This is a genomic window from Phaeobacter sp. G2 (assembly GCA_025163595.1).
Taxonomy (GTDB): Bacteria; Pseudomonadota; Alphaproteobacteria; order Rhodobacterales; family Rhodobacteraceae; genus Pseudophaeobacter.
In genome coordinates, this window is the sequence record CP104100.1 from 3896881 (window position 1) to 3917325 (window position 20445).

The following is a 20445-nucleotide window of genomic DNA, read 5'->3' on the forward strand; positions in this document are numbered from 1 at the left end:
GGCTCTCCCGCCCGTCGCCCCTCTCGCCTCCGGCGGGAGGGCTCCCGTTGGGCCCAGCGCGGGGAGGCTTTGCCACCCCGCGCTCCGGCGCTCTTTTCTACCAGTGTTCTGGCACAGGTGGCAAAGCCAAGCGCCCCTAGCCTGATGATTTTTCAACCGCTGCCTGTGCCCGCGACAGCAGGGTCTTGAGAGCAGTGCGCTCTTGCTTGGGCATCGGGGCAAGCAGGCGTTCCTGCGTTGCGACATGATCTTCCACCACCCGGTCAATCAAAGCCAGACCATCGGCGCTGAGTTCGATCAGAAAGCTGCGGCTGTCGTCAGGATTGATCAGACGCAGCACCAGGCCCTCTGCTTCGAGACGGGAAATCCGGTTGGTCATAGTGCCAGAGGCCACCATGGTTGCTTTGAGCAAGTCCCCCGGTGACAGCCGATAGGGCGCGCCTGAGCGGCGCAGAGTTGCCAGCACGTCGAATTTTGCAGCATTCAAACCGTAGCGGGAGAACGTGACCTGCATCGCCTCCTGATAAGCAAGATAAAGCCGGGCCACCCGGCCAATGATCCCCATGGCGCTGACATCCAGATCGGGCCGTTCGCGCGCCCATTGGTCAGTGATAAAGTCTACATGATCCATGCACATAGCCTGTTCAGAATTTATCTTGATGTCAAGACAAACCCAATTATCTTGACATCAAGATAAAATTCAGGAGACTCAAGATATGGCCCGTTTGGATCTATTTCTCACCGCGCTTGCCCCGACCATCTGGGGCAGCAGCTATATTGTTACGACCAGTCTGCTACCGGGGCAATCGCCGCTTCTGGTGGCGCTATTGCGCGCCCTGCCCGCTGGGCTGATCCTGCTGCTGATCGTCCGCCAATTGCCGCCGATTGCCTGGATTCCAAAGCTATTGGTGCTGGCGACGCTCAACTTTTCGCTGTTTTGGACCCTGCTTTTTGTCGCTGCATACCGGCTCCCTGGTGGCGTGGCGGCAACGCTGGGCGCGGCGCAGCCGTTGTTGGTGGTATTTTTCTCCGCCTATGCGCTGCAAACGCCCATCCGCCCCACCGCGCTACTGGCTGCGGCGCTTAGTATTCTTGGTGTGGCACTGCTGGTGCTGACCCCAGCGGCCGCCCTTGATTTCTGGGGTGTTGTGGCTGGCTTGGGCGGCGCCGTCTCCATGGCCGCAGGCGTGGTTTTGACACGCAAATGGCAACCACCAGTCCCCCCACTCACCTTCACCGCCTGGCAATTGACCGCCGGTGGATTGCTGCTGATCCCCTTTGCGGCCCCCAGCCTGGCCGACATCCCCCTACTGACAGGCAACAACCTCATTGGCCTGGCCTACATGAGCCTGATCGGTGGCGCCCTGACCTATATTCTGTGGTTTCGCGGCTTGGCCCGGATCGAGCCTGCCAAAGTCTCGCTTTTGGGGGTTCTAAGCCCGCTCTCAGCCGTCTTTTTGGGATGGACCTTGCTGGGCGAGAGCCTGACCCCGATGCAAATTTCGGGCGCTGCCCTGGCCCTGTTCAGTCTCTGGTTGGGGCAATCTAACCTGGGCTTTCGCCGCCCCAAAGCAAAGCTCCCCTCGTAGGTTACAAAACCCAGGGGCCGGGCCAGGCCCCAAGGGGTCTCCGCATGGGCAGGAAAACTCAGTTCTCGCTCACTGAAACGCGGCTCGAAGCAGCCTCCCAAGTCCACCCCTTCCCCCGCATGCTCTGGGCTCAGAAATGGGCAGAAAATTCAACCACCACGCGGGCGTAGACCTCACGCTTGAAGGGGACAATCTTTTCCACCAGCTGATCCACCGGCTGCCAGCACCAGTCCGAAAACTCAGGATGTTCAGTTTCGATATTGATCTGATCATCGCGGCCAAGAAACCGCATCAGATACCATTTTTGTTCCTGACCGCGATATTTGCCGCCCCAGAACTTTGGCACCACGTCATGCGGCAGGTCATAGGGCAGCCAGCCGTCACTTTCGGCAATGATCTCTACCAGATCCTGGGTCACGCCGGTTTCTTCTTCCAGCTCTCGCAGGGCTGCCACACGGGCGTCCTCGCCGCGGTCGATCCCCCCCTGCGGCATTTGCCAGGCATCCTGAAACCGGTCCTTGCGCTGTGCCACAAAGACATGGTTGGCCCGGTTTACCAACATGATGCCCACATTGGGACGATAGGGCAGCTTTGCAATTTCTTCGGGCGTCATTTTAGTCTCCTTGGGCCACTGGGGCAGATGCAGACAAAGGCCGCAGCGCGGTAATATCGGCGCTGTGGCTCTGCTGTTTCTCCTTAGACCCGGTGTCGTCAGGGCAGGCAAGGGGGTGACGCCGCGTTGAGGCGTGACAAGCCCGTCTGCGCAGGGCATTTTTGGCGACAACGACAAGGGAGAGTGTCATGACTGCGTACCCAAATCTTCTGGCGCCGCTGGATCTCGGATTTACCACATTGAAAAACCGGGTGCTGATGGGCTCGATGCACACTGGTCTGGAAGAAACCAAAGACTGGAATCGGGTGGCGGAGTTCTATGCCGAACGGGCGCGCGGCAATGTTGGCCTGATGGTCACCGGCGGCATTGGCCCCAATCTCGAAGGCTCGGTACTGCCTGGGGCGTCGATGATGACCACGGATGAAGAGGTCGCCAGCCATTCCATTGTCACCAAGCGCGTGCATGAGGCCGGTGGCAAGATCGCCATGCAGATCCTACATGCGGGCCGCTATTCCTACGGCCCCAAATGCGTCGCCCCCAGCCCGGTAAAATCGCCGATTTCCCCCTTCCCGCCCAATGAGCTGGACGAAGAAGGCATCGAGAAGCAGATAGCGGATATCGTCAATGCTGCCGTATTGGCCCAGAAAGCGGGTTATGACGGGGTGGAGATCATGGGCTCTGAGGGCTATTTCCTCAACCAGTTCCTGGTCACCCATACAAACAAGCGCACCGACCGCTGGGGCGGATCCTATGAAAACCGCATGCGCCTGCCCATCGACGTGGTCCGCCGCACCCGCGAAGCCGTGGGCCGTGATTTCATCATCATCTATCGCCTGTCGATGATCGACCTGGTGCCCAATGGCTCGACCCATGATGAGGTGGTGCAGCTGGCGCAAGAGGTCGAAAAGGCCGGCGCCACCATCATCAATACCGGCATCGGCTGGCACGAGGCACGCATTCCCACAATCGCCACCTCGGTCCCGCGCGCGGCCTTTGCCTGGGTCACCAAGAAACTGATGGGCAAGGTCTCGATCCCGGTGATCACCTCAAACCGGATCAACACGCCGGAAGTGGGCGAGGAGGTGCTGGCCACGGGCTGTGCCGATATGGTGTCGATGGCGCGACCGATGTTGGCAGATGCGCATTTTGTCGCCAAGGCCGAAGCCGGTAAAGGTGCACAGATTGCTCCCTGCATCGGCTGCAATCAGGCCTGCCTGGATCACACCTTTGGCGGCAAACTGACCTCTTGTCTGGTGAACCCCATGGCCTGCCATGAGACCGAGCTGGTCCTGGGCACGGCGGATGTGCTCAAATCCGTGGCGATTGTGGGTGCGGGTCCTGCAGGTCTATCGACCGCTCTGGCTGCGGCGCAGCGGGGCCATAAGGTCACCGTCTTTGACAGGTCGGATGAGATCGGTGGCCAGCTCAACATGGCGAAACAGGTGCCCGGCAAGGAAGAGTTCTGGGGCCTTGTCGATTGGTATCGCACCATGGTGGCCGAGGCCGGGATCACTCTGGAACTGGGGCGCGAGGTCTCTGCAGAGGACCTCACCACCTATGACGAGGTGATCATTGCCACCGGGGTCATGCCCCGCGATCCCGGCATTCCCGGTCAGGACCGCCCCGAGGTGCTGAGCTATATCGACGTGCTGCGCCACAAGAAACCCGTCGGCAAGACGGTTGCGGTTATCGGCGCCGGCGGCATTGGCTTTGATGTCAGCGAATACCTGCTGCACGAGGGCAAAAGCCCAACGGAAGACCTGCCTCTCTGGATGAAGGAATGGGGGGTCACCGACCCGGCCGAGCACCGCTCCGGTCTTGCCCCCGAGGGACCACAACCCGAGGCTCCGGCCCGTGAAGTCACACTGTTGCAACGCAAAAAACAGGCCCATGGCAAAGGCCTGGGCAAGACCACTGGCTGGATCCACCGGGCCACGCTCAAGATGAAGGGCGTGAACTTTGTTGGCGGCGTGAACTATGAACGCATCGACGACGAGGGGCTGCATGTCAGCTTTGGCGAGGCGCGTGAGACCCCCACCGTTATCGCAGCGGATAGCTTTGTGCTTTGCGCCGGGCAGGTCTCGGACCGCAGTCTCGCGGAGGCGCTCGCGGCCAAAGGCGTGCCCTGCCATGTCATCGGGGGCGCCGATGTTGCCGCAGAACTGGATGCAAAGCGCGCCATCAACCAGGGAACCAGGCTGGCTGCCACACTCTAGGCGCTGAAGGTTACGGCCAAATCCTCCCGCGCCCACAGATGTCCTGGCAAAGCCAGGCCACCATCCCGTGCGACCTGGGGGTAGCGCCGCGTGCATTGCGCGCGGCGCTACCCCCAACGGGAGGCGGCTTTGGCAAAAGCCAACGACGGGCGGGAGCCCCCCCTGTCTGAGGCGTCAAATCGATTTGTTTGCTACCTGGCTATCCTCGGGGGCCTCTTGACGGTCCCGCATGCCATAGTCGCGCTGAACCTCTGCCACTTTCAGCCGATAGTCCGCAAAAATCCCATCCCGGCCTTTGCTTTGGGCTGTGCGATGCTGTGTCAACTGCCGCCACTGCTGCACCGCCTGTTCATCGCGAAAGAAGGAAAGAGACAGCAGCTTGTTCGGCTGGCTGAGGCTTTGGAACCGCTCCACCGAAATAAAGCCATCAATCTGCTCCAGCAGTGGCTTCAGCTCTGCCGCCACCTCAAGATAGCTTGGCTTTTGCCCCTCGGCAATCTGCACTTCAAAAATCACGGCTATCACTTGCGCGCTCCTGCGGTGGGGACATCTGGTGTTGAGGCCAGCTTGAGGAAGCTGCGCTCCTCCCGCAAGATAAACCGCTCCCGCTGGGCAAAGGCGTAGTTCTCCTGCCCCAGCGGATCAACGGCCAGCCGGGCCCGATAGCGCTCATAGCTGGCAAGGTCGGCAATGTTATAGATCCCATAGGCCTGGGTTGCAGATCCTTCATGCGGGGCAAAATAGCCAATCAGGTCGGCGCCATTGCGGGGAATGGCCTCCCCCCAATTGCGCGCATACTGGCGGAAGGCCTCGGTTTTTGTTGGGTCGATCTGGTAGCGGATAATACATGTAAGCATGGCGGGTTTCCTGTTCTTGGGATCCCAAGCCTAGCCAATTCCACAGCATAAAGGCTTCGCTCTGGAGCGAAGCCTTTATATTGCCAAATCCTGTCCCCTGGTGAAACCGGGTTATCAGGCCACGTCTTGCTGCGCATCACCAGAGCCGGCAAACCTTTGCAGCAGGTTTGACAACCGCGATGCTTCGTCTTTCATCTTCTGGCTGGCGCTGTTGGTTTCTTGCACCATGGCGGCATTTTCCTGGGTGACCTTGTCCAGCTGGGAGACACCAATGTTGATCTCGCGCAGGCCAGAGGCCTGTTCGGTCGCTGAAGCGGCAATCGAAGAGACACGTTCAGAAACGCTGGTTACGCTTTCGACAATCTGCGCCAAGGTCTCGCTGGTGGCCTGTACCAGGCGCTCGCCATCTTCGACCTGTTTTGAACTATTGGTCACCAGCCCCTTGATGTCATTGGCCGATTTGGCTGCCAGATGGGCAAGGCTACGCACCTCCGAAGCAACAACCGCAAATCCACGACCGGCCTCACCGGCGCGGGCTGCTTCTACCCCCGCATTCAGGGCCAAAAGACTGGTCTGAAAGGCGATGTCATCAATCACCGTGATGATCTTGCTGATGTTTTCAGAAGACTCCGCGATGGAGGTCATCGCCTGCATCGCCTCCTGCATAACACCGCCGCCCTGTTCCGCCCGTCTGCGGCCCTCGGCAGCCTGTTCATCCGCCGCCTGCGCTTGTTCCGCTGCGGATTGCACACTCGCTGACAATTGTTCCAATGCTGCGGCGGATTCTTCCAGTGTTGCAGCCTGGGTTTCCGCTCGACGGGACATTTCATCGGACATCGTGGACAGCCCCTGCGCATTCTGGCCCACCGCGCTCGAACTCACGCTGAGCTCTTGCACCAGTTCTCCCAAGGCGCCCGCGAGATCATTAAAGTCAATACAGAGCATTTCATAGCTCTCGCCCAGGTCGGTCCAGTCCCCCGCAGGAATCCGCTGGTTCATATCGCCAGATTTCAGATCCGCCATGGAGGCGCTGAGAACATGGAACAATTCAACCCTGCGCTCATTTTCCTGCTGATTTTTCAGCTCAATTGATTTGGCCTGGTCCAACCGTTGCCGCAGATCCGCAAGGTTGCGGGCAATGGCCCCGACCTCATCCCGGCGATGGGTATCTTCAATCTCGCTTTGGTAGTCGTCTTCCACCAATCTATTCACAGAACGCGCTGCAGCAACAATTGGCCGGCTCAGAAGCTGGCCAAACACCAACGCCATGACCAGTGCGCCCACCATTGCCGCAATGTTAGTGCCCAGCTGCACAATCTCGCTGCGCGCAATCAGACTGGTAATTTGATCCTCAACCGCCTGTTTTCGCGCCCCCATGATGTCCTGCATGGAATTAACCGAATCACGAAGATGGGCAATGGCGGGAACAACTTGATCATAGGCAAAAGCCCGGCGGTCTGCACCCGCTTCGGTCTTTTCAAGTGCAGCAAGCATAGCGGTGAAGCCATCGACAGTTGGCGTCAGAGCGATGACAGATTCATAAACATCGTTTTGAACAGCATTTGCAGAAGAGACCTTAACAAAGCGATCCTCGGCACCAGCAATTTCTGTGGCGACCTCGTCTATGTTGCCGCGCAGCCCCGTTATTCCTTCGTTGTCGCCACCAGTATAGGCCAATAGATCCGCCAAACCCTGTTCGATATCTTCTTTCATATCATCCAGGCTCTTCAGCTGTGCCACAACCAAGCGCGATTGATAGATGCTTTCTGTCAAACGATTGCTGACGAGCCAGGAGATTCCAGCGACCAGCGCCAGCATCGCAACAAAAGCGCCCCCTAAAATAAAAACCTGCGTACGCAGTGAAAAACGATGCATGAGTTATCAGCCTTTACAAACATTATACGTTCTGGCTCCCAGTTATATTCAAAAGTAGTGTACATCCCGTTATCTTGGTCCAAGGAAGCCTATAGGCTGGGCAAATGGGGCAAAATCTGATGGAGCTCTTTGCACCCTCTTTCATAGAGTGCGCCTTGCGCAGCGCATGTTTTTGACCTTGGACTTTGGCGCGCCTCTTCTTCTGGAGCTCAGCCAGCTTGCTCAACTGCCGCTGCCGCTGGCCCCATCCCTGCGGCTGCCGGTAGCTGGTCTGTTTTTTCTGAACGAAACGGTCAAAATCGCCACATTGTGCGACCGTTTCCAGTACCTGAACGGTTTTGAGAAAACCCTGCAATTATCCCACCATTGCCCCGTTCTTGCCCGAATTCGACGCCAAACACAGGTCGAGCAAACGAAACAAAAGGACCCTGCGAATGGATCGACTGACCGAAATGGAGGCCTTTGCCAATGTCGTGGACCAGGGCGGGTTCACCGACGCGGCAAAGAAGATGGGGATTTCAAAATCCGCCGTATCTAAACATGTATCCAGCCTGGAGACCCGCCTCGGCGCCCGGCTGTTGAACCGCACAACGCGCCGCGTGTCGCCGACAGAAATCGGCCTCGCCTATTATGACCGCGCCAGACGCGTGCTGAACGATGCCGGCGAAGCTGACGCGCTTGTCTCCTCCATGCAATCCGCGCCTTCGGGGCTGCTCAGGATTTCGGTGGCGACGGATTTTGGCGTCAACCATCTGTCACCGGTGCTGTCGGATTTCCTACGGGATTTCCCCGATATCACTGTCAACATGGTCCTGAACAACCGCTATGTGGAGCTGATTTCAGAAGGTTTTGATATGGCTCTGCGCATTGGCGAACTGGAAGACAGCTCGCTCAAGGCCCGCAAGCTCACCGAGACCACCAAACGGATGATCGCCTCACCGGGCTATCTGGAACAATTTGGCCGACCGCAAAAAATCGACGATCTGAACACCCACAAGCTTTTGCACTATTCCAACCAGTCCAGCGGCAATGTCTGGAAGATCACCGCCCCCTCTGGTGAGAAGCGCCAGGTGCGCACCACGGGCTGGCTGTCGGTGAACGATGGGCAATCCCTGCTCAATGCTGCGATCTCGGGTCTGGGCATCGCCTATCTGCCCAGCTACCTCTACTCTGAAGCGATGGCAGAGGGGCTGGTCGAAGACGTCATGCCAAACCTGCCCGTAGAGACCCAGGGCATCTATGCGGTCTATCCTCCGGGCAAGTTCACCCAGCCCAAGGTCCGTGCCTTTATCGACTTTCTGGCCCATTCCTTTGCCGGCAAAGATAGCGAAGAGTGGCAACAGTCCGCCTGATTGGCGACACAGCCCCATGACTCCTCTCTTTTCAAAGCTGCTCCTGCTCAGGCGGGGGCAGTTTTCTGCTGCGCCACCCGCAGAAAGGACAGCGCTTTCCTCGGTTTGGAGCCCATAGTCCTGACCCTAGATTATCTGGAGAGCAGAACCACCTCCACCCGGCGATTTTTCTCGCGCCCGGCGGCTGTGAGATTACTGGCAATCGGCGCCATGTAGCCGGCTCCCGCAACCTCGATACGCCCGTCAGAAACACCATAGGTCTGCACCAGTGTTTCCTTGACCACCGAGGCCCGCCGCAGTGAAAGGGACTTGTTGTCATCAAGCCCGCCAACGCTGTCAGTGTGTCCAACAACCAGAATCTGAGCCTGGGGCTGCTCTTCCAAAAAGCCTGCGAGCTGCTCCAGACTGGCAATAGCGTCCTGGCCCAGTGCTTCCCCTCCGGTGCCAAACACCACTCCGGCCAGCACGACATGGCCCTGTTGTTCGAGCAGGCTTGCCAGCCCCAAAGCGGTTTGTGTTTGAGCTTGTAACGGAAGGGCGGAGGCGGGTGTTTCTGCTGTCACCAGAGCCAAAGGCGCCTGTTTTTCCGGTGAGACCTCGATCAACTGAATGTAGGTTACTGTTCCGCTTCGTGACACCAACAACGAAACCACCTGCCTGGCCGCAGCAGGCTCAGCTGTTGCCTGCCCCGCCGTGGCAAGATCCGCCGTCGCCGCCACGGTCTGTTTCTGCGCCGCCAGAAAATGGTAATCCGACAGGCTGACAACCATGTCGGGTGCGGGGACGACTTCGATGCCAAAGCGAAAATCAAAGCCACCGCATTGGCGGGTTTCGCATTGGAACAGGATTTCATAGCCCTGTTCTACCAGCTGGCTGCGCAGCACATCCAAAACCTGCAAAACAGTTGTATCGCCTTGCAGATGCCAGGTCCGCCGCAGGATATGGCCTTCTTGCAGGCGCAGGGGGATACCCGCCGCGCTAAAGGCGCCAACCGGTAGCGCATAGGTGCCCAACGCAGTTTCCCGCTCGGAGCGGGCTGTGGCACCCGCAGGCAGCCGCAAGGCCGCCTCCCCCCCTGATTGAGCCGAAGCTGCAACAGCGGAGAAAGCCAGGGTCAGACAGCTGCCAAGAGCCAGAACAGCAGGGCCAAGCCTCATCTGGTCTGCCTCACCGGAACTGCGCGTGGTATTCGTCGTTTGGCACCATGCCAGTGGCCGAGGCAACACGGTTGGACATGTTGTAAAACGCGGTAACATTGGCAATGTCCCAGATATCGCGATCGCTAAAGCCAACCTGGCGCAGAATTTCGCGATCGGCCTCTTCGATCTCGGTGCTGGCCTTGGTGACCTTGACCGCAAAATCCAGCATGGCCCGTTGGCGCGCATCCAACGGGGCAACCCGGTAATTCATCACCAGCATCTCGCCCAGTTTTGGATCGCCCGAAAGCTGGCGAACCGCAGCGCCATGGGCCGCAAGACAATAAAAGCAGCCGTTGACCGCCGAAACCGCCACCGCGATCATCTCGCGTTCCAGTTTGCTCAGGCCGCTGTCGCCTAGCATCAGCTCATTGTAGAGCGCACTAAAGGTGTTAAGTTTATTCTCATCAAACGCATGGGCGCGCAGCACGTTAGGCACCATGCCCAGCTTGTCCTGGCAGATGCCGAAATACTTCTGCATGCCCGCAGGCAGCGGGTCCAAAGGCGGCAGATCCAGGGCGGTTGGCGCTGTTTGATCGGTCATGGTGAATTAAGCTCCTGAAGGTAAATGTCGGTAATGGTATTGTCCGCAATTGGTCATGCCCAATGAGGCATAAAGTCCGTTGGCTCCGGCGTTTTTCTTGGTGCAAAGCACTGCCAGCTCGCGCGCGCCATTTTCAGCCGCCCACAAGGCGGCCTGACGCATCATCCAAACCCCCATGCCACGGCGGCGTTGGTGCGGCAGGATCTCCAGCGCATGCACCATGGCCACACCATCATGCACCGCCACAAAACCTGCCCCGGCTGGTTTATCATCATTGCGCGCCAACAGGGCCGCCTTGGGACCAGCAGCCCGGTCCATGATCGCCTGACGTTCCGGGCCAATGCCCCCAGCGATCCAGATTTCACGCTGGATTTCTAGCGGCGACCACAGGGCAAAGGTGGTGACACGGGGGATCTCTTGGTCTGCCAGCTGTTCAATCGGACAAAGCCACAGATTGACCGGGTCTTTCACCAGATAGCCGCGCGCGGCCAGCTGTGCATCCAGCTCGTCCTGGCCATCGCGAACCATAAAGAGGCAATCTTGCCCCATGGCGCGCATCGCCTGTTCGGCGGCCTCGATCTCAGCCTCCGAGGCGGGACCCTCAACGCTGGCGGCCGAAACGCGGCTGCCGCCGCCCTGTCCGTCGCGCAAAGTGACAGGCCCAAGTCTGCGTTTTCCAGCCGCAGGCCAGGTGGCCTCAACCACATCATAGTACTTTGGATCTGTCAGCGTGGCGCCCATGCTCATAGCCCCATCTCCTGTGCCAACTCCCGCATTGCCGCGTCAACCCCGGGGCCATTGTGGCCACGGATCACCACATTGGCCCCGTAGGCGCCGTTGTGCTGAAACGGATAGCAACCGATCGACAAATCCCCGTGCCGCGCGGCCAGATCCGACAGGAAAGCCGCGATATCGCCTTCGCCGCGCATCACCCGCAGGCTTTGTGACAGCAAGGGCTCGCCGCCGGTCAGCCCCGGCAGAACGCTAGCCACCATGGCCTGAAAAACCGTTGGTACCCCAGCCATTACATGCACATTGCCTAAGCTGAATCCCGGCGCCGAAGACACCGGATTGTCAATCAAGGTCGCACCGTCGGGGATTCGCGCCATGCGCAGGCGCGCCGCGTTTAGCTCTTGCCCCGAATTGGCATAATGCGCCGCCAGAATCGCCCGGGCATCGTCGCGCACATCAAGATGGGCGCCAAAGGCCTCTGCTATGCAATCCGCGGTGATATCATCATGGGTGGGGCCAATGCCGCCACTGGTAAAGACATGGTCAAACCTTTTGCTCAGCGCTTGCACGGCGGCAATAATAACCGGCGCATCATCGCTGATCACCCGCACTTCCTTCAGGTCGATGCCATGTTTGGTCAGCTCACCTGCCAGAAAATGCGTATTGGTGTCCTGGGTCCGTCCTGACAGGATTTCATCACCGATGACCAACATTGCGGCACTTGGGTTGGGCATCTTCTCTCTCCTATGATGACACTCTGCGCGATCTTTGCTGCAAGATAGCCACTCCTGCATCAAGGGCAAGCGGGCATCCCGTCTCAGGCAAGCTCTGACGCGCGGTTTCTGGCCAAGATTGGTGCAAACACTTTCCTCACCATGGCGTTCTCAGACCTGCTGACGATTTCGCCCCCTGCGTGCTCCCTTTTGTACCATTCCAAGCCTCTATGGGCACGCCCTGCAGCAACATCTTGCTTGCAGGTCAGCCAATCCCACACTGCGATCGTTGTGCCAGCCCATGGGGTGTTCTACTCAGAGGCTATGAAACTTCTCGCAATCTCTGGCAGTGGCCGCGCCACATCCACCAACACCGCTTTGCTCAAATCTGTGTCTGAAATCGCAGGTTCTGATCATCGCGTAACGGTTTTCGCAGGCGTCGCTGATTTGCCCGTCTTCTCACCTGACGCAGAACAAAATCCTTTGCCGCAGCCCGTTCAGACCTTCATTAACCTGATCCGGGAAAATGATGCGCTGATCATCGCAAGCCCCGAATACATAAGGGCAATTCCCGGTGGCTTGAAAAACGCGATTGATTGGCTGGTGTCCCGAGACGAGATTATTGGCAAGCCTATAGCCTTACTGCACGCCTCACACCGAGGGGATGACATGCTTGCTCAGTTGCGGCTGGTTTTGGCCACAGTCAGCGATGGGTTCACCCCAGAAACCTTCGCCAGGTTTGACCTAATGAAACTGTCACCAGAGCAAATTCATCAGACCATGTTGGAGCCGCAGAACCGATCAAAGGTCGTTGATTTTCTTGCACAGCTTACCCGTCAGGTCGCGCAGATCCGGGCCTAGAACTGGCCATTTGGCAAAATGGCCAGTCACACCCCAACGACAGGTGCCGCCACAGTTATCTCATGCGGGCTGATCTGTGTGCTGTAAACCAGCCGCTCAACGCCACAGATTTGCGCATGATCAAAGGCCCGCGCATAGGCCGGGTCGATATCATCAGCGAGCTGAAAGCGGTCGCAATCTGTGCGTTGCACAAGATAGAGCATCACCGCCCGGTGTCCCTGCTCTACCATACGGGCCAGTTCTTCCAGGTGTTTTGTCCCCCGTTTGGTCACACTATCAGGAAACTCCGCCAAGCCCGGTTGCCGCATCAGCGTGACGCTCTTGACCTCGACATAGCAGGCCGGAAAACCGGGCTGTGTCAGAAGAAAATCAATGCGGCTGTTTTCACCATATTTCACTTCGGGCTGTACGGTTTTGTAGTCAGCCAGCTCGGTGATTTTCTGAGCCTCAAGGGCGGAACGCAAAACCCGGTTGGGAACCGCAGTATCAATGCCTGAGAAATGTCCGTTCCCATGCTCAACCAATCGCCAGCCGTATTTCAGCTTTTTCCGGGGGTCATTGTTGGGCTCCAACCAGATCCGCATGCCCGGCTCTGCCAGCCCGGTCATTGAACCGGGGTTGGGGCAGTGGGCGGTGATTTCCTGGCCATCTGGCAGCAGACAATCGGCCAAAAATCGCTTGTAGCGCCGGATCAAGGTGGCCGGGATGAGAGGTGTAGAAAATTTCATTTTATCTTCCTATCCCAGCCGCAAAGGGTGTCAAAGCAACATTCTCGATCAATCAGGACAATCTGCATCCGCGCCCACAGACAGGGATACGCGGTCGCTTTAGACGGCGTACTATATTGCGGACGCGGGGGCTGATCTAACGCAGATGCAATTCTGTGCAAAAGATCGCCCTGGGCCAAGGCTGCCAGCAGCCTGACCTGCACCAGCCCCCAGCCCCGGTTTTACAACGGCGGCTCTGGTTCTTTTAACCAAATCCCCTTACATAGTCCCCAAGAGACACGCCTACGGAGCCCAGCTTGATGAGATCGAAAGACGGCCGCACCACCAAAGACGGCATTCGCATTTACCAGGAAGCCGATTTTTCCGGCATGCATGTGGCCGGGAAGCTGGCCGCGCAGATTCTGGATGACATCGCACAGCATGTTTTTCCAGGTCAGACCACCGGCGAGATCGACCGGCTCATCACCAATATGGTCGAAGAGGCCGGGGCAAAATCTGCCACCATCGGCTACAAGGGCTATCAGCACGCCAGCTGCATTTCAGTAAACCACGTGGTCTGCCACGGCATCCCCAGTGACAAAAAGCTGAAAGATGGCGACATCCTCAATATCGACGTGACCGTCATCGTGGATGGCTGGTTTGGCGATACCTCGCGGATGTTTGTTGCTGGCAAACTGTCGCGCAAGGCCGAGCGCCTGATTCAGGTGACCCATGACAGCCTGATGAAAGGGATCGAGGTGGTGAAGCCCGGCAATACCTTTGGCGACATCGGTCATGCCATCCAATCCTATGCTGAAAGCCAGCGGATGAGCGTGGTGCGCGATTTCTGCGGCCATGGTTTGGGGCTGGTGTTTCATGCGCCGCCCAATGTGCTGCACTATGGCCGCCCCGGAACCGGCCCAAAGCTGGAAGAGGGCATGTTCTTTACCATCGAGCCGATGATCAATCTGGGCCGCCCCGAGACCAAGATTCTCGCCGATGAATGGACCGCTGTCACCCGCGACAAATCCCTGTCGGCGCAGTTTGAACATTCCATTGGCGTCACCGCAGACGGGTTTGACATTTTCACCCTCTCACCCGGCGGCAAGTTCCACCCGACCTACGGCTAGGACCTCAGCCCCGGCGCCCTGATATCAAAAGCCCCGACCCTCGGTTGGGGCTTTTCATTTGGGGAAAGGAGTTTGCTCAAAGCCCGATCAAGGCCGGGACATCAGACATATGGTGGAAAACTTCTGCGCCCACCGCTGTCAGCGCTGCGCCATCGCCATCAGGCGCAAAGCCAAGACACCGCATACCTGCCCGCGCCGCCGCCGTGGCCCCGGTGGTGCTGTCTTCGACTACCAAGCAGTCGCGCGCCTGTATGCCAAAATGGCTGGCAGCCGCCAAAAAAAGCCCCGGATCCGGTTTTGCCACGCCCAGGGAATGGGCTGAAAACATCGCACTGGGGTGAAACCGCTGCCACAGCCCGTTCTGCCCCAGGGTGATGCGCATCTTGTCTTCGCTGCCATTGGACGCCACACAACAGGGGATTTGATGCTGATCCAGGACCGCCAAAAGCGCCGTTACGCCCGGCGTCAGATCCACACCGGCCTTGAGCGCCGCATAGGTTTCCCCATAGATTTCATCAACCCAGCCCTCATGCAGATCCGCCCCTAGCGCGATGGCTTTCTGCATGACACCAGTCATGGTGCCACCGACAAACAGCTGCATCGAGCGTTCAAGGCTCAGCGCCAGCCCATGCCTGGACAAATTGTCGACCAGCGCCTGATTTGACACCCGTTCACTATCGACCAATACCCCGTCGCAATCAAAAATAACCAGCTGTGGCGTTGGAAAGGTCGTAGGCATGTCATGAATTCCTGAGGCAAAGCCCCGGTATTCTGCCCCGCGCAAAACCCTGATGCAAACCCTGTACCGGCACAAAACCGCCCGATCTACCCCGCGCCTGTTTCAGACTGACACCCCCCGCAACAACAGGGTAATATGGCTGTCGCCATATTTGCGCGCGTCTCGCAGCTCATAGCCTTCGGGAGGGGACATCGCCGCGTTTTCCTCCCAGATGATCAGCGCATCCTCCGCTATCCAGCCGCCAGCCTCGGCGGCCTTCAGGGCCTTTTCCCCCAGGCCTTTGCCATAGGGAGGATCAAGAAACACCACATCAAAGGGCGCCTGCGGGTTCTCCCCCAGCTTCAGCGCATCGCGCCGGATCAGGCTGGCGCGATCACCCGCGCGACAGATGTCCATATTTTTGGCGATCAGCCCCTGCGATACCCGGCCGTCATCGACAAATGTCACGCTCTCGGCGCCGCGTGACAGGGCCTCGAGCCCCAGCGCACCGGTGCCGGCAAAAAGATCCAGCACCCGCATGCCGTCAAAATCAACCTGATGCGCCAGCACGTTGAACAGGCTCTCGCGCACCCGGTCAGTGGTGGGACGCAGATGTGCCCCCGCATCGCCCTTGCCCAGCGCCGCCAAGGCGCGACCGCGAAAGTCCCCGGCGATGATCCTCATGCTTTCAGCAGGGGTTTCAGATCCGCCGCAGCGTCTGCCACCGCCGCCTTATCTGCCGTCTTGCCCATGTCGATCAGCCGTTTGCCGACCATATAGGCACGCGGATCATTCATTGCGTCCACCGCAACCAATTGATCGCCCTTATAGTACCAGAACGAGGTGGTCCGACCGTCACCGGCGCGGGTGACAACATTGTCAAACCCGGTGTTTAAGCCGGCGATCTGTAGTTTGACATCATATTGATCCGACCAGAACCAGGGCGTTGCCACATAGTCCTTGCCCGCGCCCATCATGTTCTGCGCCACGACCTCGGCCTGATCAATGGCGTTTGGCACGCTTTCCAGCCGGATACGACCGCCTTTATACGGGAAAGAGGCACAATCCCCCGCGGACCAGATCGACGGGTCAGATGTGCGCCCCTGCGCATCGGTCTTGATGCCATTCTCCACCTCCACCCCGGCCAGCGCCGCCAGTTGGGTGCTGGGGGTGATACCAACGCCAACAACGACAAAATCAACCTCAACAGTGGAGCCGTCGCCCAGGACGGCGCGTGTCACATTGCCCGCCTCGCCTTCCAGACGGTCCAGCCCGGTGCCCTCCAGGATGGTCACACCGTGATCCCGGTGCAGAGCGCGGAAATAGTCAGAGGTCTCGGGCGCGGCGACCCGCTGCAGGATGCGATCGCCCATCTCCACCAACGTGACATCAACCCCGCGTTTGGCGCAGACCGCTGCGGCCTCCAGCCCGATGTAACCACCGCCAACGATCAAGGCGCGCTTGCCTGCAACCACATAGGGCGCCATTGCATCAACATCGCCCAGGCTGCGCACCACAAAAACCCCGCCAAGATCACCGCCGATGGCGGCAGGCAGCTGCCGTGGATCCGATCCGGTGGTCAGGGCCAGCTGGTCGTAAGCAATCACCTCATCGCCCAGCCTCAGGGTCTTGGCCCCAGCATCAATCGCCGTCACCACGGTGCCGAGACGTAGGGTAATGTTGTTGTCAGCGTAAAAACTCTCAGGCCGCAAGAACAGCCGCTCCAGATCCATCTCTCCCAGCAGATAGGCCTTAGACAGCGGCGGGCGCTGATATGGCAGGGTGTTTTCGGCCCCAATCAAGGTGATTTCGCCCTCAAACCCATCTTTGCGCAGCTTCGCCACCAAGGACGATCCTGCCTGTCCTGCTCCGATCACAATGATGTGACTCATTTCACCTCTTGCCTCCCACGCTGGTTCTGGTCTCCTGTTGTGGTGACCCTATAGGGGCGAAGAACCTAAACGCAATCACCACAACAGAGGAAACGCGCAATGATTTCTGCTGGAGAGAAACTGCCCGATGCAACGCTCACCCAAATGGGCGCTGAAGGCCCCGAACAGGTGCAGATGGCCGATAAGGTAAAGGGCCGCAAAGTCGCAATTTTTGCGGTGCCCGGCGCCTTTACCCCAACCTGTCATTCCGCCCATGTGCCCAGTTTTATCCGCACCAAGGATCAGTTTGCTGCCAAAGGCGTCGACGAGATCATCTGCATCTCGGCCAATGATCCCTTTGTGATGCAGGCCTGGGGCGAAGCAACCGGCGCCACGGCTGCCGGAATTTCCATGCTGGCCGATGCCGAAAGCGCCTTTACCGATGCAATCGGCATGCGCTTTGACGCGCCGCCCGCCGGGCTGATTGGCCGTTCGCTGCGCTATGCAATGCTGGTTGAGGATGGCGTCGTGACCCAGCTCAACATGGAAGAAAACCCCGGCCAGTGCGAACTCTCTGCTGGCGAAGGCCTGCTGGCCTCGATTGGCTGATGCAAAACGGCTGCCCGAGCCTATCGCTTGGGCAGCCGCATTTTTGATCTCAGGCCAGAGTTTCAGGCCAGAGTTTCAGGCCAAAATTTAAGGCCAAAATTTCAGACCAGGCTATCGAATTTCCGCGCCAGCTTGGCATCCAGTGCCGAGACCCCCTCCACGTCATGGGTGGTGAGCACGACCGTTACCTGATTGTAGATATTGCTCCATTCTGGATGGTGGTCCCATTTTTCCGCCCAGATCGCGGCACGGGTCATCCAGCCAAAGGCGTCGACAAAACTGTCAAACGTGAAGGTCTTGCTCAGGGCATCGCGCCCATCAACCATCTGCCATCCGGTTGCAAACAGCGGATCCAGTAGCGGCCCGCGCGTGGCCTCTGATAGTTTCTCGGTCATTCCTGTTCCTCCACTTCTGCTTTGCGAAACGGCCCATAGCTGGTCAGCACCTCGACCTCTTCTGCCACCGCTGCCCGCTCGGCTTCTAGATACCGGCCAACGGCCTCGGCAAACCCTGCATCGCCGATCCAATGCAGGCTGTGTGTCTCCACTGGCAGGTAGCCACGCGCCAGTTTGTGTTCGCCCTGCGCGCCAGCCTCAACCCGTAACAGCTGATTGGCAATGGCAAAATCAATGGCCTGATAGTAGCATAATTCAAAGTGTAAACAGGGGTGATGTTCCAGGCAGCCCCAGTAGCGCCCATATAGGGTCTCACGCCCGATGAAATTCAACGCCCCCGCAACCGGATAACCATCGCGTTCCGCCAAAATGAGATGCAGATCATCCGCCATGGTTTCGTGAATGATCGAAAAGAACTCCCGCGTCAGATAGGGTGTGCCCCATTTGCGCGATCCGGTATCCTGATAAAAGGCCCAGAAGGCATCCCAGTGCTCCGGGCGGAGCTGCTCCCCGGTATAGCTGTGGATTGTGCCACCAAAGCTCTGAGCCTGGGCGCGTTCCTTGCGGATATTTTTACGCTTGCGCGACGACAGCGCCGCCAGAAAGCCGTCAAAATCCGCATAACCATCGTTGAGCCAGTGAAACTGTTGGCTGACCCGTGGCATCAGCCCCATCTCGGTGCCGATCTGCGCCTCTTCAGAGGTGCAAAAGGTCACATGCAGGGATGAGACCTGATTGTCGCCCGCCAGCTGCACCGCCCCCTGCACCAGGGCCGATTGGCCAATCCCCTCATAGCCGGGCCGCACCAGCAACCGCCGCCCCGTGGCAGGGGTAAAGGGCACTGCGATCTGCAGCTTGGGATAATAACTCCCGCCAGCCTGCTCATAGGCATGGCCCCAGTTGTGATCAAAGATATATTCGCCCTGGCTGTGCGATTTGGCATAGAGCGGCGCGCAGGCAATCAAGGCCCCGTCGAGAGAGGCGGTCAGATATTGCGGCTGCCATCCCGTGCCCGGCCCTACCGACCCGCTTTGCTCTAACGCGCTGAGAAACCGGTAGGTGGTAAAGGGATCCAAAGGACGCCCGCCATCAGAGGCTTCCGGGCAGGCACAGGCATCCCAATCCGCTGCCGCAATCTGCGACAGGCTGCCAAGCACGCGAATTTCAACTGGTTTGTGATCCATAAACTCTCCCTGCTCCTGACACTATTTGAGCAGCGTATCGCGTTGATCAAGCCGGCAGCGGCGAAAGATATTGTTCAAAAGTAACATTATCCACCCATTTGCGCGCCTCGTCCTCGGCTGCACGGCTTTTCACCGTCCAGCATAGAACCGGCACCCCAGCGGCGCGCAAATCCTGCACCCGCTGACGTGACAGATCCCCCACCTCGTGGCTGATAAAACTGGACTGGCTGCTGTCAAAATCAGGGATGTCGCGCAGCCGCTCACAGGTGGCTTTGGGAACCGGGGTCCAGTCCGTCGGGTCATACGCGCTGGTCACCAAACCCCGCGCAATATGGGGGGCGTATTGCGCCAATGCAGCGGTCGAATGTGGATTGAACGACATCAGGGCGACAGTTCCCCCATAACCCTGCAGGACCTTGGCGGTGGCCTCTTCCAGATCACCCACATCGGGACCCAGATTACCATCCTGATCCTTAACCTCAATCAGTAACGGCACCTGACCGGCCACCAGATCCAGCACCTCTGCCAGGGTGGGTATACACTCGCCGTCGCCGCCTGTTAGCGGGATCCGTTCCAGCTCTGCCCGGCTGCGGGCCGCGACCAAACCTGTGGCCTCGGTCAGACGGTCCAGGTCGTCGTCATGAAACACCATGGGACAGCCATCGCAGGAGCGCTGCAAATCAATTTCGATCGCATAGCCCGCCGCAATTGCCGCGCGGATGGCCGCGCGGCTGTTCTCGGGCCGTCCATCCGTCACATCATGCAGCGCCCGATGGGCAACCGGCAGCGACCGCAGGTCAGCAGGGAGTTTTGGGATCATTTGATCTGGAACACCGCGTCGATTTCAACCGCCACCCCCAGTGGCAACGACGGCGAGCTAACGGCCGAGCGCGCGTGGCGACCAGCGTCTCCCAGTGCGGCAACCAGGAAATCTGAGGCGCCATTTACCACCTGTGGCTGCTGGGTGAAATCCGCAGTGGAATTGACAAATGCGCCCAACTTCACCACCCGTACCAGGCGTTCAAGATCGCCACCGCAGGCGGCTTTCAGCTGCGCCAGCAGGGAGATGGCACAGCGCTTGGCGGCGGCCTGACCCGCCTCGACATCCAGATCCGCACCCAGGGTGCCGGTGATCAAGCCGTTTTCATCCGCAGAGATCTGCCCGGAGACATAGACCATGTCACCCGCAACGACAAAAGGCACATAGTTGGCCGCCGGGGCCGGGGCCTCTGGCAGGGTGACGCCCAGGTCTTTTAGGTTTGCTTCGATGCTCATGGTCACGC

Annotated in this window: 23 protein-coding genes; 6 read left to right on the top strand and 17 right to left on the bottom strand. The window is 58.8% G+C overall.

What is annotated here, in order from left to right:
• Nucleotides 1-136: 136 nt before the first annotated feature.
• A complete protein-coding gene (locus N1037_18520) occupies nucleotides 137-631 on the bottom strand; it encodes a MarR family transcriptional regulator (protein ID UWS79224.1) in 495 nt (164 codons plus the stop codon).
• An 85-nt stretch (nucleotides 632-716) separates the two neighbouring features.
• On the opposite strand from N1037_18520, the gene N1037_18525 reads away from it, so the two are divergent.
• Nucleotides 717-1589, top strand: coding sequence for a DMT family transporter (locus N1037_18525; protein UWS79225.1), 873 nt, complete (start codon nucleotides 717-719; stop codon nucleotides 1587-1589).
• Between the two features lie 130 nt (nucleotides 1590-1719).
• On the opposite strand, the gene N1037_18530 is transcribed toward N1037_18525, so the two are convergent.
• Nucleotides 1720-2202 carry an RNA pyrophosphohydrolase gene (locus N1037_18530; protein UWS79226.1) on the bottom strand — a complete coding sequence of 161 codons (483 nt, stop codon included), beginning with the start codon at nucleotides 2200-2202 and terminating at the stop codon, nucleotides 1720-1722.
• Between the two features lie 188 nt (nucleotides 2203-2390).
• Between N1037_18530 and N1037_18535 the strand changes: the two genes are divergently transcribed.
• Nucleotides 2391-4418 (top strand): NADPH-dependent 2,4-dienoyl-CoA reductase, encoded by a 2028-nt coding sequence (locus tag N1037_18535; GenBank protein UWS79227.1) that lies wholly within the window; start codon nucleotides 2391-2393, stop codon nucleotides 4416-4418.
• Nucleotides 4419-4592: 174 nt separating this feature from the next.
• On the opposite strand, the gene N1037_18540 is transcribed toward N1037_18535, so the two are convergent.
• The 3 genes from N1037_18540 to N1037_18550 all read right to left on the bottom strand — a co-directional run bounded on the left by N1037_18540 (nucleotide 4593) and on the right by N1037_18550 (nucleotide 7150).
• The gene (locus N1037_18540; protein ID UWS79228.1) at nucleotides 4593-4943 is read right to left on the bottom strand and encodes an antibiotic biosynthesis monooxygenase; all 351 of its coding nucleotides are present in this window, start codon (nucleotides 4941-4943) and stop codon (nucleotides 4593-4595) included.
• On the bottom strand, nucleotides 4940-5275 hold the full coding sequence (locus N1037_18545; protein UWS79229.1) for an NIPSNAP family protein: 336 nt from the start codon (nucleotides 5273-5275) through the stop codon (nucleotides 4940-4942). The genes N1037_18540 and N1037_18545 overlap by 4 nt, the downstream gene beginning before the upstream one ends.
• A gap of 114 nt (nucleotides 5276-5389) precedes the next feature.
• Nucleotides 5390-7150 carry a methyl-accepting chemotaxis protein gene (locus N1037_18550; protein UWS79230.1) on the bottom strand — a complete coding sequence of 587 codons (1761 nt, stop codon included), beginning with the start codon at nucleotides 7148-7150 and terminating at the stop codon, nucleotides 5390-5392.
• Between the two features lie 434 nt (nucleotides 7151-7584).
• Between N1037_18550 and N1037_18555 the strand changes: the two genes are divergently transcribed.
• The gene (locus N1037_18555) at nucleotides 7585-8502 is read left to right on the top strand and encodes a LysR family transcriptional regulator (GenBank protein ID UWS79231.1); all 918 of its coding nucleotides are present in this window, start codon (nucleotides 7585-7587) and stop codon (nucleotides 8500-8502) included.
• 131 nt (nucleotides 8503-8633) lie between these two features.
• Here the strand turns inward: N1037_18555 and N1037_18560 are convergent, their stop codons facing one another.
• Genes N1037_18560 through N1037_18575 form a run of 4 tightly spaced genes read right to left on the bottom strand, consistent with a single transcriptional unit; the run spans nucleotide 8634 to nucleotide 11708 of the window.
• On the bottom strand, nucleotides 8634-9659 hold the full coding sequence (locus N1037_18560) for an OmpA family protein (GenBank protein UWS79232.1): 1026 nt from the start codon (nucleotides 9657-9659) through the stop codon (nucleotides 8634-8636).
• 10 nt (nucleotides 9660-9669) lie between these two features.
• Nucleotides 9670-10242 carry a peroxidase-related enzyme gene (locus tag N1037_18565; GenBank protein ID UWS79233.1) on the bottom strand — a complete coding sequence of 191 codons (573 nt, stop codon included), beginning with the start codon at nucleotides 10240-10242 and terminating at the stop codon, nucleotides 9670-9672.
• A 6-nt stretch (nucleotides 10243-10248) separates the two neighbouring features.
• The gene (locus N1037_18570) at nucleotides 10249-10989 is read right to left on the bottom strand and encodes a GNAT family N-acetyltransferase (protein ID UWS79234.1); all 741 of its coding nucleotides are present in this window, start codon (nucleotides 10987-10989) and stop codon (nucleotides 10249-10251) included.
• Complete coding sequence (locus tag N1037_18575) at nucleotides 10986-11708, bottom strand: molybdopterin-binding protein (GenBank protein UWS79235.1); 723 nt, start codon at nucleotides 11706-11708, stop codon at nucleotides 10986-10988. Before N1037_18575 ends, N1037_18570 begins: the two co-directional genes overlap by 4 nt.
• Before the next feature lie 303 nt (nucleotides 11709-12011).
• On the opposite strand from N1037_18575, the gene N1037_18580 reads away from it, so the two are divergent.
• Complete coding sequence (locus N1037_18580; GenBank protein ID UWS79236.1) at nucleotides 12012-12548, top strand: NAD(P)H-dependent oxidoreductase; 537 nt, start codon at nucleotides 12012-12014, stop codon at nucleotides 12546-12548.
• A 26-nt stretch (nucleotides 12549-12574) separates the two neighbouring features.
• Here the strand turns inward: N1037_18580 and sfsA are convergent, their stop codons facing one another.
• Entirely contained in the window at nucleotides 12575-13276 is a 702-nt protein-coding gene (sfsA, locus tag N1037_18585) for a DNA/RNA nuclease SfsA (GenBank protein UWS79237.1), read from the bottom strand.
• A 299-nt stretch (nucleotides 13277-13575) separates the two neighbouring features.
• Between sfsA and map the strand changes: the two genes are divergently transcribed.
• Entirely contained in the window at nucleotides 13576-14385 is an 810-nt protein-coding gene (map, locus tag N1037_18590) for a type I methionyl aminopeptidase (protein UWS79238.1), read from the top strand.
• 76 nt (nucleotides 14386-14461) lie between these two features.
• Here the strand turns inward: map and N1037_18595 are convergent, their stop codons facing one another.
• The 3 genes from N1037_18595 to N1037_18605 all read right to left on the bottom strand — a co-directional run bounded on the left by N1037_18595 (nucleotide 14462) and on the right by N1037_18605 (nucleotide 16995).
• A complete protein-coding gene (locus tag N1037_18595; protein UWS79239.1) occupies nucleotides 14462-15124 on the bottom strand; it encodes an HAD family phosphatase in 663 nt (220 codons plus the stop codon).
• A gap of 102 nt (nucleotides 15125-15226) precedes the next feature.
• Nucleotides 15227-15787 (bottom strand): 16S rRNA (guanine(966)-N(2))-methyltransferase RsmD, encoded by a 561-nt coding sequence (gene rsmD, locus N1037_18600; GenBank protein ID UWS79240.1) that lies wholly within the window; start codon nucleotides 15785-15787, stop codon nucleotides 15227-15229.
• The gene (locus N1037_18605) at nucleotides 15784-16995 is read right to left on the bottom strand and encodes an NAD(P)/FAD-dependent oxidoreductase (protein ID UWS79241.1); all 1212 of its coding nucleotides are present in this window, start codon (nucleotides 16993-16995) and stop codon (nucleotides 15784-15786) included. The genes rsmD and N1037_18605 overlap by 4 nt, the downstream gene beginning before the upstream one ends.
• Before the next feature lie 99 nt (nucleotides 16996-17094).
• Between N1037_18605 and N1037_18610 the strand changes: the two genes are divergently transcribed.
• Complete coding sequence (locus tag N1037_18610; GenBank protein ID UWS79242.1) at nucleotides 17095-17583, top strand: peroxiredoxin; 489 nt, start codon at nucleotides 17095-17097, stop codon at nucleotides 17581-17583.
• 101 nt (nucleotides 17584-17684) lie between these two features.
• Here N1037_18610 and N1037_18615 read toward each other — a convergent pair whose 3' ends face one another.
• Genes N1037_18615 through N1037_18630 form a run of 4 tightly spaced genes read right to left on the bottom strand, consistent with a single transcriptional unit; the run spans nucleotide 17685 to nucleotide 20437 of the window.
• Nucleotides 17685-17978 (bottom strand): 4a-hydroxytetrahydrobiopterin dehydratase, encoded by a 294-nt coding sequence (locus N1037_18615; GenBank protein ID UWS79243.1) that lies wholly within the window; start codon nucleotides 17976-17978, stop codon nucleotides 17685-17687.
• Entirely contained in the window at nucleotides 17975-19162 is a 1188-nt protein-coding gene (locus N1037_18620) for a GNAT family N-acetyltransferase (GenBank protein ID UWS79244.1), read from the bottom strand. The genes N1037_18615 and N1037_18620 overlap by 4 nt, the downstream gene beginning before the upstream one ends.
• 46 nt (nucleotides 19163-19208) lie before the next feature.
• Nucleotides 19209-19982: a glycerophosphodiester phosphodiesterase family protein gene (locus N1037_18625; protein ID UWS79245.1), complete on the bottom strand. Its 774-nt coding sequence runs from the start codon at nucleotides 19980-19982 to the stop codon at nucleotides 19209-19211.
• On the bottom strand, nucleotides 19979-20437 hold the full coding sequence (locus N1037_18630) for a RidA family protein (GenBank protein ID UWS79246.1): 459 nt from the start codon (nucleotides 20435-20437) through the stop codon (nucleotides 19979-19981). Before N1037_18630 ends, N1037_18625 begins: the two co-directional genes overlap by 4 nt.
• Between the last annotated feature and the right edge of the window lie 8 nt (nucleotides 20438-20445).

Excerpts from the sequence above, each read along its gene's own strand:
- N1037_18580 (UWS79236.1), top strand. The coding sequence starts at position 12,012 with ATGAAACTTCTCGCAATCTCTGGCAGTGGCCGCGCCACATCCACCAAC.
- N1037_18615 (UWS79243.1), bottom strand. The coding sequence starts at position 17,978 with ATGACCGAGAAACTATCAGAGGCCACGCGCGGGCCGCTACTGGATCCG.
- N1037_18555 (UWS79231.1), top strand. The coding sequence starts at position 7,585 with ATGGATCGACTGACCGAAATGGAGGCCTTTGCCAATGTCGTGGACCAG.
- rsmD (UWS79240.1), bottom strand. The coding sequence starts at position 15,787 with ATGAGGATCATCGCCGGGGACTTTCGCGGTCGCGCCTTGGCGGCGCTG.
- N1037_18565 (UWS79233.1), bottom strand. The coding sequence starts at position 10,242 with ATGACCGATCAAACAGCGCCAACCGCCCTGGATCTGCCGCCTTTGGAC.
- N1037_18535 (UWS79227.1), top strand. The coding sequence starts at position 2,391 with ATGACTGCGTACCCAAATCTTCTGGCGCCGCTGGATCTCGGATTTACC.
- N1037_18525 (UWS79225.1), top strand. The coding sequence starts at position 717 with ATGGCCCGTTTGGATCTATTTCTCACCGCGCTTGCCCCGACCATCTGG.
- N1037_18630 (UWS79246.1), bottom strand. The coding sequence starts at position 20,437 with ATGAGCATCGAAGCAAACCTAAAAGACCTGGGCGTCACCCTGCCAGAG.
- N1037_18575 (UWS79235.1), bottom strand. The coding sequence starts at position 11,708 with ATGCCCAACCCAAGTGCCGCAATGTTGGTCATCGGTGATGAAATCCTG.
- N1037_18625 (UWS79245.1), bottom strand. The coding sequence starts at position 19,982 with ATGATCCCAAAACTCCCTGCTGACCTGCGGTCGCTGCCGGTTGCCCAT.
- N1037_18530 (UWS79226.1), bottom strand. The coding sequence starts at position 2,202 with ATGACGCCCGAAGAAATTGCAAAGCTGCCCTATCGTCCCAATGTGGGC.
- N1037_18520 (UWS79224.1), bottom strand. The coding sequence starts at position 631 with ATGGATCATGTAGACTTTATCACTGACCAATGGGCGCGCGAACGGCCC.
- N1037_18550 (UWS79230.1), bottom strand. The coding sequence starts at position 7,150 with ATGCATCGTTTTTCACTGCGTACGCAGGTTTTTATTTTAGGGGGCGCT.
- sfsA (UWS79237.1), bottom strand. The coding sequence starts at position 13,276 with ATGAAATTTTCTACACCTCTCATCCCGGCCACCTTGATCCGGCGCTAC.
- N1037_18560 (UWS79232.1), bottom strand. The coding sequence starts at position 9,659 with ATGAGGCTTGGCCCTGCTGTTCTGGCTCTTGGCAGCTGTCTGACCCTG.
- N1037_18605 (UWS79241.1), bottom strand. The coding sequence starts at position 16,995 with ATGAGTCACATCATTGTGATCGGAGCAGGACAGGCAGGATCGTCCTTG.
- N1037_18595 (UWS79239.1), bottom strand. The coding sequence starts at position 15,124 with ATGCCTACGACCTTTCCAACGCCACAGCTGGTTATTTTTGATTGCGAC.
- N1037_18545 (UWS79229.1), bottom strand. The coding sequence starts at position 5,275 with ATGCTTACATGTATTATCCGCTACCAGATCGACCCAACAAAAACCGAG.
- map (UWS79238.1), top strand. The coding sequence starts at position 13,576 with ATGAGATCGAAAGACGGCCGCACCACCAAAGACGGCATTCGCATTTAC.
- N1037_18620 (UWS79244.1), bottom strand. The coding sequence starts at position 19,162 with ATGGATCACAAACCAGTTGAAATTCGCGTGCTTGGCAGCCTGTCGCAG.
- N1037_18610 (UWS79242.1), top strand. The coding sequence starts at position 17,095 with ATGATTTCTGCTGGAGAGAAACTGCCCGATGCAACGCTCACCCAAATG.
- N1037_18570 (UWS79234.1), bottom strand. The coding sequence starts at position 10,989 with ATGAGCATGGGCGCCACGCTGACAGATCCAAAGTACTATGATGTGGTT.